The sequence below is a fragment of the Enterobacter sp. 03-F-07-AD-ECC genome, assembly GCF_047530935.1.
In the GTDB taxonomy this organism is placed as follows: Bacteria; Pseudomonadota; Gammaproteobacteria; order Enterobacterales; family Enterobacteriaceae; genus Enterobacter; species Enterobacter cloacae.
In genome coordinates this window covers 49,274-62,878 of the sequence record NZ_JBLKBZ010000016.1, presented here as the reverse complement: position 1 = coordinate 62,878, position 13,605 = coordinate 49,274, and the positions used below count along the sequence as shown (strand labels likewise).

The window sequence follows — 13,605 nt, the reverse complement described above, 5'->3', positions numbered from 1 at the left end:
AAGAAGTTACTGATGCGCGAACATGGCGTGCCGCTGCGATTCGTGATCGCATTCATGGTTTTATTTTGACCAATCAGGTCTACTTTCCGCTGTAAATATGGACATGTCAGGATGCAATCCACGCCCTGATACGGTCAGAGAGGTCTACTGGTGATCTACAAATCCATTGCCGATCGATTACGGCTACGGCTGAATTCATCGGACTACAACATCGGCAGCCCCATTCCGGGTGAGAAAGCGCTGGCGCAGGAGTTTGGCGTGGCGCGCATGACCATTCGCAAGGCGCTGGATCTGCTGGTGAGTTGGGGGCTGGTTGAGCGGCGGCACGGCAGCGGGACGTTTGTAGCACGCAAAGATGTGCATCATGAAACCACCAACCTCACCGGGCTGGTGGAGGTACTGCGTCAGCAGGGCAAAGAGGTACAGAGCAAGGTGTTGCAGTTTGAAGTGATGCCCGCCCCGCCCGCCATCGCCAGCCAGCTGCGGATCCAGGTGGATGAGCGGATCTACTTTTCCCGCCGGGTGCGCTACGTGGACGGAAAACCGCTGATGCTGGAGGACAGCTTTATGCCCGTGAAGCTGTTTCGCAACCTCTCGCTGGCGCATCTGGAAGGGTCAAAGTTTGATTACATCGAGAAGGAGTGTGGAATTACAATCAGCGGCAATTACGAGAGCCTGACGCCGGTACTGGCCGATAAACAACTCGCTGGTTACATGAACCTGCCGGAGCAAACGCCGCTGCTGCGTATTACCTCTCTCTCCTACAGCGACAGCGGCGAGTTCCTTAACTATTCCGTGATGTTCCGAAATACCAGTGATTACCAGGTGGACTACCATCTGCGGCGCATCCACCCGGACGACCTGCTAACTCATCCCCCAGAACAGCACCGCCAGTAGCTGCGGGGTGATGATGCGCAGGAACATGACCAGCGGATAGACCGTAGCGTACGACAGCGCCGCCGCGCCGCTGGTGGCGTGCAGGCTATTGGCAAAGGCCAGCGCCGGTGGATCCGTCATTGACCCCGCCAGCATGCCGCACAGCGTCAGATAGTTCATTTTAGCGAACATTCGCGCCAGTATGCCGACCGTCAGCAGCGGGATCGCGGTGATGAAGATGCCGTAGCCGACCCAACTCATCCCTTCCCCCCTGACCAGGGTATCGACAAAATCGCCACCGGATTTTAGCCCGACGACCGCCAGAAACAGCACAATGCCCAGCTCGCGCAGCGCCAGGTTGGCGCTCGGCGGCATAAACCAGTAGAGCTTACCGACACAGCCGATTCGCCCAAGGATCAGCGCCATAATCAGCGGCCCGCCCGCCAGACCCAGCTTGAGGGCCACCGGGAACCCCGGTATATACAGCGGAATGGAGCCAAGCAGCACGCCCAGCCCGATTCCGATGAACACCGGCAGCATCTGCACCTGCTGCAGCTTTTGCTGGGCGTTACCGACCATATCCGCCACGGCGTCAATGGACGACGGACGCCCGACCAGGTTAAGAATATCGCCGAACTGCAGGCTGGCTTCCGGGCTGGCGACCAGTTCAACACCGGCGCGATTGAGACGAGAGATAACCACGTCGTAACGTTCTTTTACCTGCAAATCGCGTATTTTCTTGCCCAGAACGTGCTCGTTAGTTACCACCACACGCTCCACGCGCATGTCGGTGCCGCGGGTAGAGAGCGAGGTATCCACTTCCTGACCAATCACCAGCCGCGCGTTGTTTAAATCCCCGGGCTGCCCGACAAGATGCAGCAGATCGCCTTGCCGGATAATGGTGCCAGGCGCGGGCACCATCAGCATCTCGTCACGTTTAAGGCGCGAGCAGATGATATTGGCGCTGTTCAGGATCGGCACGTCCTGAATCGCCATGTTGTTCAGATTGGGGTTATCGACGCGGATGTTGATGGTTTTGATCGGCATATGGCCGTTGGTGAGCGTGGTTTCGTGGTCCTTCGCCTCTTTGTCGACGTTAATGCGAAAGAGCACCCGAACCAGCCACATGGAGAGCAGAATGCCGCAAATCCCGAACGGATAAGCCATCGCATAGCTCATCCCCATCTGGTCGACAATGCCGGGTTCGATACCTAAATCGCGCAGAATTTGCTGGCCCGCCCCCAACGCGGGCGTGTTAGTCACGGCCCCGGAGAAAATGCCCAGCACCACGGGCAGCGGAATTGCGAAGAGTTTATGCAGGATAGCGGTGACCAGCCCGCCCATTACGACGATGCCGAGGGCAAACAGATTGAGGCGTAATCCGGAAACCCGCAGGGAAGCAAAAAAGCCCGGCCCGACCTGAATGCCGATGGTATAGACGAAGAGGATCAGGCCGAACTCCTGCGTAAAGTGGAGCATATCGGCGCTGAGAACCAGCCCGAGTTTGTCAGCAAAGTGCCCGACAAAAATGCCGCCAAACAGCACCCCACCGATCCCAAACCCGACGCCACGGATTTTGATGTTGCCAATCCATAATCCAACAACAGCGACCAGGGCCAACACGCTGACGGTTAACGCGATATCACTCATGATCCACTTCCTTGCATAACCTTAGTTATGTTAAGGATTCTCTCAGAGGTGAAGGGCGTTGTATGGGTGATGGCGCACAAAAAAGCCCTGCCGGGGCAGGGCTTTAACTTTTCACCCTCTCCCTGTGGGAGAGGGCCGGGGGTGAGGGCACCAGCCCGCACAGCATTAACTATTCAGCGCCGGCCGCTCGCTAATGGCGATACGCTGTGGCGCGATGGCTTCCGGCACGTTACGGACCAGGTCAATATGCAGCAACCCGTTGGTAAAGGTCGCGCCGGAGACTTCCATATGATCTGCCAGGGTAAAGCTCAGGGTAAACGGCTGAGTCACCAACCCCTGATGCAGCCATTTGGTCTCGGTTTCTTGTTTTTCCGGCGACCCTTTCACGGTCAGACGCGTGCCTTCGAGCTGGATATCCAGATCGTCCTGGCGGAACCCGGCCAGCGCCAGCGTGATGCGATAGTGGTTATCGTCGCTTTTTTCGATGTTGTACGGCGGAAACGTCTGGTGCTCAGTGGTGCTTTGCAGGGCGCTAGCCAGTTTGTCAAAACCAATCCACTGACGCAGCAGGGGGGATAAATCGTAGTTACGCATACTAAATCTCCTTCTGAGAAGCGAGTTCGGCACAGTTTATTTTTGTGCACAGTTGTTCCTGCAAATCCTTGTGGATTCGCATATGCTCCCGGTTCGGCAAGCAATTCTGAGTGGGCCGCTGACGCGACCCGCGGCATTAATTAATTTCGATACGGCGCGGTTTTTTCTCTTCCGGAATCACACGTTCCAGCTCGATAAACAGCAGACCGTTGACCAGGTTCGCGCCTTTAACATGAATGTTCTCCGCTAACTGGAACTTGCGTTCAAAGTTGCGCTCGGCAATGCCCTGGTAAAGGTAGGTACGTTCTTTCTGCTCAGCCGTATGTGAACCTTTCACCACCAGCAGGTTGTCCTGCGCGGTGATCTCCAGTTCGCTCTCTGCAAAACCGGCGACAGCAATGGCAATGCGGTAGTGGTTTTCATCAACCAGCTCAACATTGTATGGAGGGTAGCCGTTGCTCTGGCTTTGGTTATTTTCTAAATGATTAAACAGGCGGTCAAAACCAATTGCAGAACGGTATAGCGGGGAAAGATCGAAGTTACGCATAAATAAAAGCTCCTGAAATCAGCGAGAAATTTTAGCCTTCCACCATGGACAGGCCATTGCGCCCCCCGAACACCCATCAGGCGTGCTCGTTATCGGGTTACATTCTTAAAATGGGTCTGGAACCGGTGTTTTCAACCGCGACGTTCGCACTTTTTTTTGCACTTTTGTGCTTCTCGCTTAGACTGGGACAACAGCACAAAGGGTTAAATTGCGATGGCTGCCACAGTGCGGGGTTATTGGGCTATTCATTTTCAACAAGGCTCGCTATAACCCAGAGTTGCAGATCTATGCAGTGCCATTAACGATGACTGAGTGATGATGAAAAATGTTCTGATTAAGCTGACGATGTTCAGCGGGGTGGTTTTACTTTGCGGGTGTTCGAGCGTGATGTCTCACACCGGCGGTAAAGAAGGAACATATCCGGGGACGCGCGCCAGCGCGGCGATGATCTCCGATGATGACACGAACTGGGGCACCAAATCCCTGGTGATCCTCGATATGCCGTTCACGGCAGTGGCCGATACGCTTTTGCTGCCCTGGGATATGTTCCGCACGGACAGCTCCGTACGCTCGCGCGTTGAGAAAAGCGAGCAGCAAAATCTGGCAACCAACGCCGTTATCCCGCCCGCCGAGATGCCGCGACGCTAATCCTGTGCGGTTTCCGTTAGCCACAGCTGGCGGAAACCCTCTTTCTCCTCCATCCATGCAATAGCGCGCCCGTTCGGGGAAAAGACGACCGCATCGGCAGACGGCGGATTGCCGTGATCGGACGTCAAAAACGTGACCTCTCCGGTCTGCGCGTCGCAGCAGGCGATACGATTTTCCAGCACAAATCCCAGACTGTCGCCCGAAGGATGCCAGTTGAATGCCGACTGGATACCGCTTTCGGTATGCGTTAACTGACGCGGCTCGCCCCCCTCCGGTGAGATCAGCCACAGCTGGACAATGCCGTTATCATCACGCATCAGAAAAGCAATCTGCGTACCCTGCGGGTTGCTGCGCACCCAGTGGCGCGGCACGTTCACCAGCCCCGGATACGCCTTTTGATGGGTAAAGGTCAGACGGCGCTGCAGCACGCCAGCAGGCGGTGCTGGCATCGTCTCTGGCGTGCCCTGCAATGGCGCATCGCCTGCCTGTTTCCAGCCCTGCTCGTCTTTGGGCAGATCGACAATAAACAGTTCAGGCACTTTTTCGCCTTTCACAGACAGGGTATCGCCAATAAACGCCAGCCTGCCGTTGCCCACCCAGCCCTCTTCATAGGCGCGGTTGATCTCATCGCTGCCCGGCTGTGGGTTCGGCGTCGTGCGGCTTACCAGCACGCTCCAGAAGGTGCCCGGATATTCATGAGGATGGTTGCCCTGCGGGATGACCGGGCCAAACGGTGCGGCGACGCCAACGTTACGTAAATCAAGCTTTGGATCGCGCTCATGCAACACATGGTCGTTATAGGTGAAGCTGACGAACTGCCCGTTCGGGCTAAAGACGTGTACATGGCTGCCGCCACGGAGTGCGCCTGCGGTATAGGGCGCGGTGATATCCATGGCATCGAGGTTGCTCGCCTGGCCGTTATGGACAATCACGCCCTGGCGATGGTGAAAATCGTATTGCCAGTCTGCATCCGGGTTTTTCGGGCCGTGGATAAAGACGTATTTGTCTTGTGCAGGATGAACGGTCACCACCCCGACATGCGCGCCGTGCGTGGCACGATAAATCACCTCAACCTCGCCCGTACTGACGTTTACCCGCTCTATGGTTTCGCCGGTGAACGATGCCCCGGACGGGCGCACATCGTAGACCAGCCACTGGCTGTCCGGTGTCCAGGTATTGGTATTGGTGAGCTGGTGGTTGCGGGAAGCAAAGGTGATTTGTTTCATGGGATACCCTGATGCGCAGTTATCGCATCAGGGTAAAACATCCGAAGGGATTAGCCTACTCGTTTCACGTCGCCGACCAGCAGGATGTAGGAGAGCGCGCCAATCAACGCCACGGCGGAGATGTAGACCAGGGCCGGGCCAAAGCCGTAGTCCTGCGCCAGGTAGCCGATGACCAGCGGCACAGTGATCCCGCCGAGTCCACCGACGAAGTTAAACACACCACCGGTCAGGCCAATCAGACGCATCGGCGCCAGAGACGACACCAGCGACCAGGTGATAGAGGCAAAACCGTTGCCGAAGAACGCGAGCGCCATCAGGGTCATAATCCACACCGGATCGTTGGTGTAGTTGGCGCCCATGATACAGGTTGAGATCAGCAGCCCGCAGATAATCGGCGTTTTACGCGCAACACCTAATGAGACGCCTTTTTTGACCAGCTTATCAGCCAGCCAGCCCGAGAGCAGCACGCCAAAGAATGCGGCAAGGAACGGCACGGTGGTCATAAAGCCCGCCTTCAGCGCGGTAATCCCCTTTTCCTGGGTGAGGTAATTCGGGAACCAGGTCAGGAAGAACCACAGCGTCGACGTAACCGCAAACTGACCGAGATAAACCCCCACCAGCTTACGATGGAAGACCAGCTTCCAGTCCGCGCGGGTCAGCGGCTGACGCGCCTCCTTTTTCACTGGCGCATCGCCGTCTACCAGGCCGCCACCGTCGCGGATGTAGTCCAGCTCCGCTTTGGTGATATTTTTTGTCAGACGCGGCGGTTGATAGACCTTGAACCAGATCAGGGACCAGATAATGCCGATCCCACCGGTGACGATAAACACCCAGTGCCAGCTTAGCAGCTCCTGGATCCAGATTAACAGCGGGGTCAGGAACGCCAGGCCGACAAACTGCCCGGAGGTGTAAAAGCCCACCGCAGAGGCACGTTCATGCTCCGGAAACCAGCTGGTGACCATACGGTTGTTGGTGGGGAACGCAGGTGCCTCGAAAACGCCGGTGATAGCACGCAGGCCAATCAGCGACATCAGCCCGGTCGCGAAGCCCTGGAACAGGGTCGCCACGGACCAGCCTAAAATGGCGATGAAATAGGTCAAACGCGACCCCACGCGGTCGAGGAACCAGCCGCCCGGGATCTGGCAGAGCGTATAGAGCCAGGCGAACGCCGAGAAGACGTAGCCCATTTCCGCCTTGGTGATCCCAAACTCTTCCTGAATATGGGCCGAGGCCACAGCAAGGTTGGCGCGGTCAACATAGCAAATGACCACGGTAATAAAGATCATGATTAGCGTCAGGTAGCGGCGACGCCCGGTCTTTGTAGCAGTAACTGGAATATCCATCGCAATCTGTCTCCAGATTTTGGGCATAGCGAAGCCGCTCACCATGCCCTGTAATTTACAGAGGGTTATATTTTTGTATGTACGTTTTTATTGCCCGGTGGCGCTTCGCTTACCGGGCCTACGAGAGAGTAGGCCGGATAAGCGTAGCGCCATCCGGCGATTTACCACTCGGCTACGGAGCCATCTTCATGACGCCACAGCGGGTTACGCCAGTCCGGCGCATTTTTACTGAGCTCAATGACTTTGGCTTCGTCAATGTCTACGCCAAGGCCCGGCTTCATTAATGGTTTGAAGAAACCGCCTTCCATGCTGAAGTCTTCTTTGTTTTTCACAAAGTCGAGCAATTCCGCGCCCTTGTTATAGTGAATACCCATGCTCTGTTCCTGGAACACGGCATTGCGGGAGACAAAATCCATGTGCAGGCAGGCCGCCAGCGCAACGGGCCCCAGCGGACAGTGCGGTGCCAGCGCCACATCGTAGGCTTCTGCCATCCCGGCAATTTTGTAGCATTCGGTGATACCGCCCGCATGGGAGAGATCCGGTTGCAGGATCGCAATACCGCCTGCCTCCAGCACGCGTTTGAACTCGAAGCGCGAGAACATACGCTCACCCGCGGCGATAGGAATATGGGTCTGTTCAGCCAGTTTTGGATAGTACTCCGCCTGCTCGGCCAGGACGGGCTCTTCAATAAACAGCGGACGATAGGGCTCCAGCTCTTTAATCAGCACTTTGGCCATTGGCGCACTGACGCGTCCGTGGAAGTCCAGACCAAACTCAATCTCGTTACCGAAAGCTTCACGGATTTGCGCCACGGTATTCACCGCCCGGTCCACCGCGCGCGAGTTGTCAATCACGCCCATCTCTTCACAGCCGTTGAGCTTAAAAGTATCGAAGCCGATATTGCGCAGCTGCGTAATGCCGTCGATCACTTCCGCAGGACGGTCGCCACCCACCCAGCTGTAGGCTTTGATTTTGTCGCGTACCAGGCCGCCCATCAGCTGCCAGACCGGGGCATTCAGCACTTTGCCTTTGATATCCCACAGCGCCTGGTCAATACCGGCGATGGCGCTCATCAGGATTGGACCGCCGCGATAAAAGCCCGCCCGGTACATCACCTGCCACAGGTCGTTAATGCGTGCCGGATCCTGACCAATCAGGTATTCCCCCAGCTCATGCACCGCGGCCTCCACGGTGCGCGCGCGCCCTTCTATCACCGGTTCACCCCAGCCAACCACGCCTTCATCGGTTTCAATTTTCAGGAACATCCAGCGCGGGGGTAAACGGTACGTGGTGAGTTTGGTTATTTTCATTGCACTGCCTCTCGATACGCTTTCACAAATGCTGCCGCCTGCTGCGCGGTACGCTCAACGGACTGTCCGGCGCGATAGAGATCGCTGCCCAGCCCCGCGCCCACACAACCGGCGTTAATCCACTGCGCCAGGTTTTCTGGCGTCACGCCGCCCACGGCAAAGACCGGCACGCTGGCGGGCAAGACCGCTTTCAGTGCTTTGATATAGTCAGGACCAAAGGCCGAAGAGGGGAAAATTTTGAGCGACTGCGCACCCGCCTCGAGGGCGGTAAAGGCTTCGGTTGCCGTCGCGCATCCTGGACACACGGTCATCCCATAGCTCACCGCGCGGCGGATCACCTCGGGGTTGATGTTGGGGGTGACGATGAGCTTGCAGCCCATCTTTGCCAGCCTCTCCACCTGCTCCGGCTGCAAGACGGTTCCAGCACCAATCAGCGCTTTATCACCAAAGGCCTCTACCACTGTCGGAATGCTTTTTTCCCATTCGGGGGAGTTGAGCGGGATTTCCACCGCGTCGAATCCGGCGTCGATCACGGCACCGACGTGCGCCAGCGCCTCGTCGGGGGTAATGCCGCGCAAGATTGCGATAAGGGGAAGACTAGTTTGCCACTGCATGAGCGATGCTCCTTATTCCTGCCTGAAATGCCGTGTCACCGGATACCGTAGATACTTCACGGCCAATCGCGCGAAACGCCTGCTCGTAGCGCGACGTCAGCGCTGCACCAGCGACAATCGTGACAGCCTGCTCGCGCCCGACGAACTCGCGCATGCTGGCGACTTCTGCGCCAATCAGCAGGCCAGAAAGAAACTCGCTGACCTGCTCGCGCGGGAGATTTCCCAGCACGTGCGAGGCGCGAACCTCAAAAAGTTGCGGCAAAACATCAGGAGAAGCGATCCCACGAGCAAGGCCAGCAGCAAACGCCTCCGGCGACGGAACCTGCTCCGGTAAACCGGCCCCCAACAGCGAATGATTAAGCAACAAATGGTGCAATTCGCCGGTCATTACGGTGCGAAAATCGTGGATATGCTCTGCATCTGCCTGGACCCACTTGCAGTGCGTGCCGGGCATGACGTAGACAGAAGAAGGAGAAAGCGTGCGCGCACCGAGCAGCTGTGTCTCTTCACCGCGCATCACGTTTTGGTTATCGTCGCGCGAGACGCACAAACCGGGAACAATCCAGATATTGTCGCCAACGGACGTTAACTGCTCGCCAATGGCGGAGAAAAGGGCAGGAACAGGCAGATAAGGCGCGATTTTCCAGCCCACGTTGCTGCCCACCATCCCCGCCATCACCACGGGCGTGGCGCTGTCGCGCCAGTTTTGTGTCACCTCTGCTAACACCGCCTCGGGGGATTTTCCGTTCAGACGCGTCACGCCTGCTTCTGATTGCCTGCTCTCCAGGCACTGCTCGCCCTGGTACAGCCAGGCGCGCAGATTGGTCGATCCCCAGTCAATTGCGATGTAGCGTGATGTCATGTGATTTCCTTCAGCCTTCGTGTTGAGCTGGCAATCATGGTGAGCGCCGCCTGCTCTGCCGCATCGCCGTCCTGATGCCGTATCGCATCGAACAGCGCTTTATGTTCCTGGAGCGTTTTTGGCATATTGGCCTCATCACCCATCCAGGTACGTTCAAATACTGCTCGCTGTAGCGAGCTGATCGCCACGCTAAGCTGCTGTAACACCGGGTTATGCACCGACTGCAGTACCGCCTCGTGGTAGCGAATATCCGCCTCGTTAAATGCCTCACGATTCTGGTTATTGGCGATCATGTCGTTCAGCGCCGACTCAATCTGCGCCAGGTCACCTGAGGTGGCGCGCTCTGCCGCCCAGCGGGCGATAGCCGGTTCTACCAGGTTTCGTACCTCGCTCATGGCGCCAATCAGCCGCGGGTCGTAATCGTTTTCCAGTACCCACTGCAGAACATCGGTATCGAGGTAGTTCCACTGGTTACGCGGGGCAACAAACGCGCCGCGATAGCGTTTCATTTCAATCAGCCGCTTTGCCATCAGCGAGCGGAACACTTCCCGGATGATGTTGCGGGAGGTTTCAAACTCCTCACACAGTTCTGCCTCTGCCGGCAGCGGCGAGCCGGGAACATATTTGCCACCCACAATCTGTGTACCCAGCGTGATGACAATGCGATCGGTTTTATTGAGAGTCATGGAGAGTCCTTGTGCTCTGTAAGTCCATCACTACTTTACCGCGACCGCTGAATTTCGCCTCACTTTTGCAGTACAAACGTGAGGCCTTTCGCCTTTGCTGTGGTGACAATGTAGTACAATCAGTTAATGTTGTACTACAATCAAGATCACAAAAAGAACAATTCAATAAACTCAGGGCCAAAAAAAGCCCCGGTTGATAACCGAGGCTGATGATTAAGGGCGACTGCTAAGACAGGACAAATTTCTCAATCGCGTAAGCCACGCCGTCTTCCAGGTTAGATTTGGTGACGAAGTTCGCCACTTCTTTCACTGACGGGATGGCGTTTTCCATCGCCACGCCCATACCCGCGTATTCAATCATTGCGATGTCGTTTTCCTGATCGCCCAGGGCCATGATCTCTTCAGGCTTAATGCCCAGCGCGTCGGCAAGCGACTTCACGCCGGTGCCCTTATTGACGCGTTTATCGAGGATTTCGAGGAAGTACGGTGCGCTTTTCAGCACGGTGTATTTCTCTTTGACCTCCGCCGGGATGCGCGCAATGGCTTTATCGAGGATCTCAGGCTCATCGATCATCATCACTTTCAGGAACTGAGTGTTCGGATCCATTTTTTCTGCTTCACAGAACACCAGCGGAATGGTGGCGACATACGATTCGTGCACGGTGTAATAGCTGATGTCGCGGTTAGCGGTGTAGAGCGTTGTACGATCGAGCGCGTGGAAGTGAGACCCGACTTCACGGGACAGTTTTTCCAGGAACAGATAGTCATCATAATTCAGCGCGGTTTGCGCAACCGTGCTGCCATCCGCCGCTTTCTGCACCAGCGCGCCGTTATAGGTGATGCAGTAATCGCCCGGCTGATTCATGTGTAGCTCTTTGAGGTAGCTGTGCACGCCCGCATACGGACGCCCGGTGGTCAGTACCACATTCACGCCCTTTGCGCGCGCCGCGGCGATTGCGTTTTTAACGGCTGGAGAGATAGTGTGGTCTGGCAGCAGCAGCGTGCCGTCCATATCGATTGCAATGAGTTTGATAGCCATGAGGTCCCCGGGATAAATGAGTGCTACCTCATGCTAACGCGATTAAGCACACAAAAATAGAGCTACATTGCGCAACAGAAAACCCCTTTTTCCGCAATCCCGGGGAACGTTGACTCACTCGCGGGTGAGGACGATTTTACCAAACGCGCCGCGATCGAGGTGTTCCAGCGCCTGCTCCAGCTGGTCAAAACGGTAGCGCTGCTCAATGACCGGTTTCAGCCCTGTCACCTCCACGGCGCGGACAAACTCTTCCAGCGCACGGCGATGCCCGACACCAATCCCCTGAATAACCGGGGATTTCAGCAACAACTCACCCGCTGATAGCGTAATCTCGCTCCCGGCCAGCACGCCAATCACCGAGATGCGTCCATGAACGGCGACGGCACGCAGGGAGTGCTGCAGGTTTTCTCCCCCCACGGTTTCAATTATGTGGTCAATGCCGCGATCCTGAGTCAGCGTTAAAAGCGCTTCAGCCCAGTCGCCTTTCAGCCGGTTGATACCCCGATCGGCTCCCAGTTTTTTAGCCCGCGCCAGCTTTTCATCACTCCCCGAAGTCACGTAAACCTCTGCACCGAGTGCTTTTGCAATTTGCAATGCGAAAATCGCCACCCCGCCGGTGCCTTGTACCAGCACCGATTGTCCGGCTCGCAAGTTCCCGCGCTCCACCAGCGCAAACCAGGCGGTTAGCCCTGCACAAGGTAATGTGCTGGCCTCAACGTCATCCAGGGTTTCCGGAGCGGCCACCAGCCCGTTTTCATTCACGATCACGTACTCAGCCAGCATCCCCGGGAAGTACCCTCCGCTCGTTTTATAGGGCAAATGACGGGCATCCGCCTGCGGCCTGCCGTCGATCCACTCCGGGAAGAACGTCGAGATGACGCGAGCGCCGGGTTGAAAACGCGTCACGCCTTCACCGATGCTGTCCACCACGCCGGCCATGTCAGACGCCGGTGTGAACGGGAAGGAAAGCGGGATCGGCATCATGCCTTCAATAACCATTTTATCGCGATAGTTGAGCGCAACGGCATTCACCCGCACGCGCACTTCGCCTGGACCTGGCTTCGGAACAGGTTCCTGGGTGAGTTTAAGATTCTCCCGTCCGAGAGCGTTCATTGACCAGCGTTGCATTGTCTCTGCCATCGTTTTTCTCCTGCCGTTAAATAAGCTTCAGTATCGACAGTCTACCGTTGACTCCTTGTTGCCAGTGGCGATAACTTTTCCCACTATTGACGCCATAATGTAAACAATCCATGACCAGTACGCTGAAGGATATTCCCGTTTTCGTGGCCGCCGTGGAGGCGGGCAGTTTTGCGCAGGCCGCGATCCGCCTGCATTTGTCGCGCTCCGCGGTGGGGAAAAGCATCGCTCGCCTGGAAGAGCGGCTGGGGGTCCGACTGTTTCACCGCACCACCCGCAGCCAAAGCCTGACCGATAACGGGGCGCTTTTTTACGAGCGCTGCCTGCGCGCGCTGGACGAGATTAGGGGCGCGGAATCGCTGCTGGAAACGGGGAAGCAGCAGATCAGCGGCCGCCTGCGTGTGGCCATGCCGGTGCTGTTTGGTCGCCAGTGCGTCGCGCCACTGCTGATAGAACTGGCGCAGGAACATCCCGGTCTTGAACTGGAAATGTCATTCAGCGACCGCGTGGTGGATCTCGTAGAGGAAGGGTTTGATATGGCGGTGCGCAACGGCACGCTGCAGGACAGTAGCGTTCTGGTCGCCAGAAGGCTGGGAGAACACCGCATGGTGCTCTGTGCTGCGCCAGAATATCTGCAAAAAAGCGGTCAGCCAGACACCGTTGCTGATTTACCCCACCATACTGCCATTAACTATCTGCGGGCAGGCAGAGTGTTACCCTGGCAGCTGATGGATAACGAAGGGAGATCGCACACCTTTACTCCCCGCTCATCCCTCAATATGGATGATTTACAGGCGATTTGCGACGCAGCGCTGGCAGGATACGGCATTGCATGGTTGCCCTGCTGGATGGCCCGCAGAGAAATACAGCAGGGGAAACTCATCCCGCTTTTAAAGCAGGCGCCGGACGTACGCTTCGACGTTCATGCAGTCTGGCAACAGACGCCGCATCTGCCACTCAGAGTCAGAATTGCCATCGATACGCTTGCCAGCCGTTTACCGTCAGTGCTGTCGCTGGATATGCCTGAGCCAAAAAAAAAGCCGCGCTAAATGCGCGGCCTGAGTCGTGCTGTA

Annotated in this window: 14 protein-coding genes and 1 other annotated feature; of the genes, 3 read left to right on the top strand and 11 right to left on the bottom strand. The window is 56.7% G+C overall.

Going from position 1 to position 13,605, the window contains the following annotated elements; translation table 11 throughout:
- The first annotated feature begins 150 nt into the window (after positions 1-150).
- On the top strand, positions 151-897 hold the full coding sequence (locus tag ACMWKA_RS19350) for a GntR family transcriptional regulator (protein WP_013094792.1): 747 nt from the start codon (positions 151-153) through the stop codon (positions 895-897).
- On the opposite strand, the gene ACMWKA_RS19345 is transcribed toward ACMWKA_RS19350, so the two are convergent.
- From ACMWKA_RS19345 to ibpA, 3 genes are all read right to left on the bottom strand, one after another.
- Positions 865-2,526: a putative transporter gene (locus tag ACMWKA_RS19345; RefSeq protein WP_013094791.1), complete on the bottom strand. Its 1,662-nt coding sequence runs from the start codon at positions 2,524-2,526 to the stop codon at positions 865-867. The two genes, ACMWKA_RS19350 and ACMWKA_RS19345, sit on opposite strands and share 33 nt — an antisense overlap.
- A 165-nt stretch (positions 2,527-2,691) precedes the next feature.
- Positions 2,692-3,120, bottom strand: a complete 429-nt coding sequence (gene ibpB / locus ACMWKA_RS19340) for a small heat shock chaperone IbpB (protein ID WP_058678970.1) — start codon at positions 3,118-3,120, stop codon at positions 2,692-2,694.
- Positions 3,121-3,256: 136 nt separating this feature from the next.
- Positions 3,257-3,667 carry a small heat shock chaperone IbpA gene (gene ibpA / locus ACMWKA_RS19335; protein ID WP_006177605.1) on the bottom strand — a complete coding sequence of 137 codons (411 nt, stop codon included), beginning with the start codon at positions 3,665-3,667 and terminating at the stop codon, positions 3,257-3,259.
- Positions 3,661-3,733 (bottom strand) — a sequence feature (ROSE (Repression Of Heat Shock gene Expression) occurs in the 5'-region of heat shock genes and acts as an RNA thermometer to modulate expression.). (Overlaps the previous gene by 7 nt.)
- A gap of 249 nt (positions 3,734-3,982) precedes the next feature.
- On the opposite strand from ibpA, the gene ACMWKA_RS19330 reads away from it, so the two are divergent.
- The gene (locus ACMWKA_RS19330; RefSeq protein WP_020685435.1) at positions 3,983-4,315 is read left to right on the top strand and encodes a YceK/YidQ family lipoprotein; all 333 of its coding nucleotides are present in this window, start codon (positions 3,983-3,985) and stop codon (positions 4,313-4,315) included.
- On the opposite strand, the gene ACMWKA_RS19325 is transcribed toward ACMWKA_RS19330, so the two are convergent.
- The 8 genes from ACMWKA_RS19325 to ACMWKA_RS19290 form a co-directional block, all read right to left on the bottom strand.
- Positions 4,312-5,541, bottom strand: a complete 1,230-nt coding sequence (locus ACMWKA_RS19325; RefSeq protein ID WP_262815530.1) for a DUF3748 domain-containing protein — start codon at positions 5,539-5,541, stop codon at positions 4,312-4,314. The genes ACMWKA_RS19330 and ACMWKA_RS19325 overlap by 4 nt on opposite strands.
- A 50-nt stretch (positions 5,542-5,591) precedes the next feature.
- Complete coding sequence (locus ACMWKA_RS19320) at positions 5,592-6,929, bottom strand: MFS transporter (protein WP_161496901.1); 1,338 nt, start codon at positions 6,927-6,929, stop codon at positions 5,592-5,594.
- A 116-nt stretch (positions 6,930-7,045) separates the two neighbouring features.
- Complete coding sequence (dgoD, locus tag ACMWKA_RS19315) at positions 7,046-8,194, bottom strand: galactonate dehydratase (RefSeq protein WP_414760519.1); 1,149 nt, start codon at positions 8,192-8,194, stop codon at positions 7,046-7,048.
- The gene (locus tag ACMWKA_RS19310) at positions 8,191-8,808 is read right to left on the bottom strand and encodes a 2-dehydro-3-deoxy-6-phosphogalactonate aldolase (protein ID WP_058682147.1); all 618 of its coding nucleotides are present in this window, start codon (positions 8,806-8,808) and stop codon (positions 8,191-8,193) included. Before ACMWKA_RS19310 ends, dgoD begins: the two co-directional genes overlap by 4 nt.
- Entirely contained in the window at positions 8,792-9,670 is an 879-nt protein-coding gene (locus ACMWKA_RS19305; protein ID WP_368267713.1) for a 2-dehydro-3-deoxygalactonokinase, read from the bottom strand. The genes ACMWKA_RS19310 and ACMWKA_RS19305 overlap by 17 nt, the downstream gene beginning before the upstream one ends.
- The gene (dgoR, locus tag ACMWKA_RS19300; RefSeq protein WP_003861109.1) at positions 9,667-10,356 is read right to left on the bottom strand and encodes a D-galactonate utilization transcriptional regulator DgoR; all 690 of its coding nucleotides are present in this window, start codon (positions 10,354-10,356) and stop codon (positions 9,667-9,669) included. The genes ACMWKA_RS19305 and dgoR overlap by 4 nt, the downstream gene beginning before the upstream one ends.
- A gap of 226 nt (positions 10,357-10,582) precedes the next feature.
- Positions 10,583-11,395 (bottom strand): sugar-phosphatase, encoded by an 813-nt coding sequence (yidA, locus tag ACMWKA_RS19295; RefSeq protein ID WP_020685441.1) that lies wholly within the window; start codon positions 11,393-11,395, stop codon positions 10,583-10,585.
- 114 nt (positions 11,396-11,509) lie between these two features.
- Entirely contained in the window at positions 11,510-12,535 is a 1,026-nt protein-coding gene (locus ACMWKA_RS19290; RefSeq protein ID WP_013094782.1) for a zinc-dependent alcohol dehydrogenase family protein, read from the bottom strand.
- Between the two features lie 110 nt (positions 12,536-12,645).
- On the opposite strand from ACMWKA_RS19290, the gene ACMWKA_RS19285 reads away from it, so the two are divergent.
- Positions 12,646-13,581 (top strand): LysR family transcriptional regulator, encoded by a 936-nt coding sequence (locus tag ACMWKA_RS19285; protein ID WP_040021119.1) that lies wholly within the window; start codon positions 12,646-12,648, stop codon positions 13,579-13,581.
- Positions 13,582-13,605 lie beyond the last annotated feature (24 nt).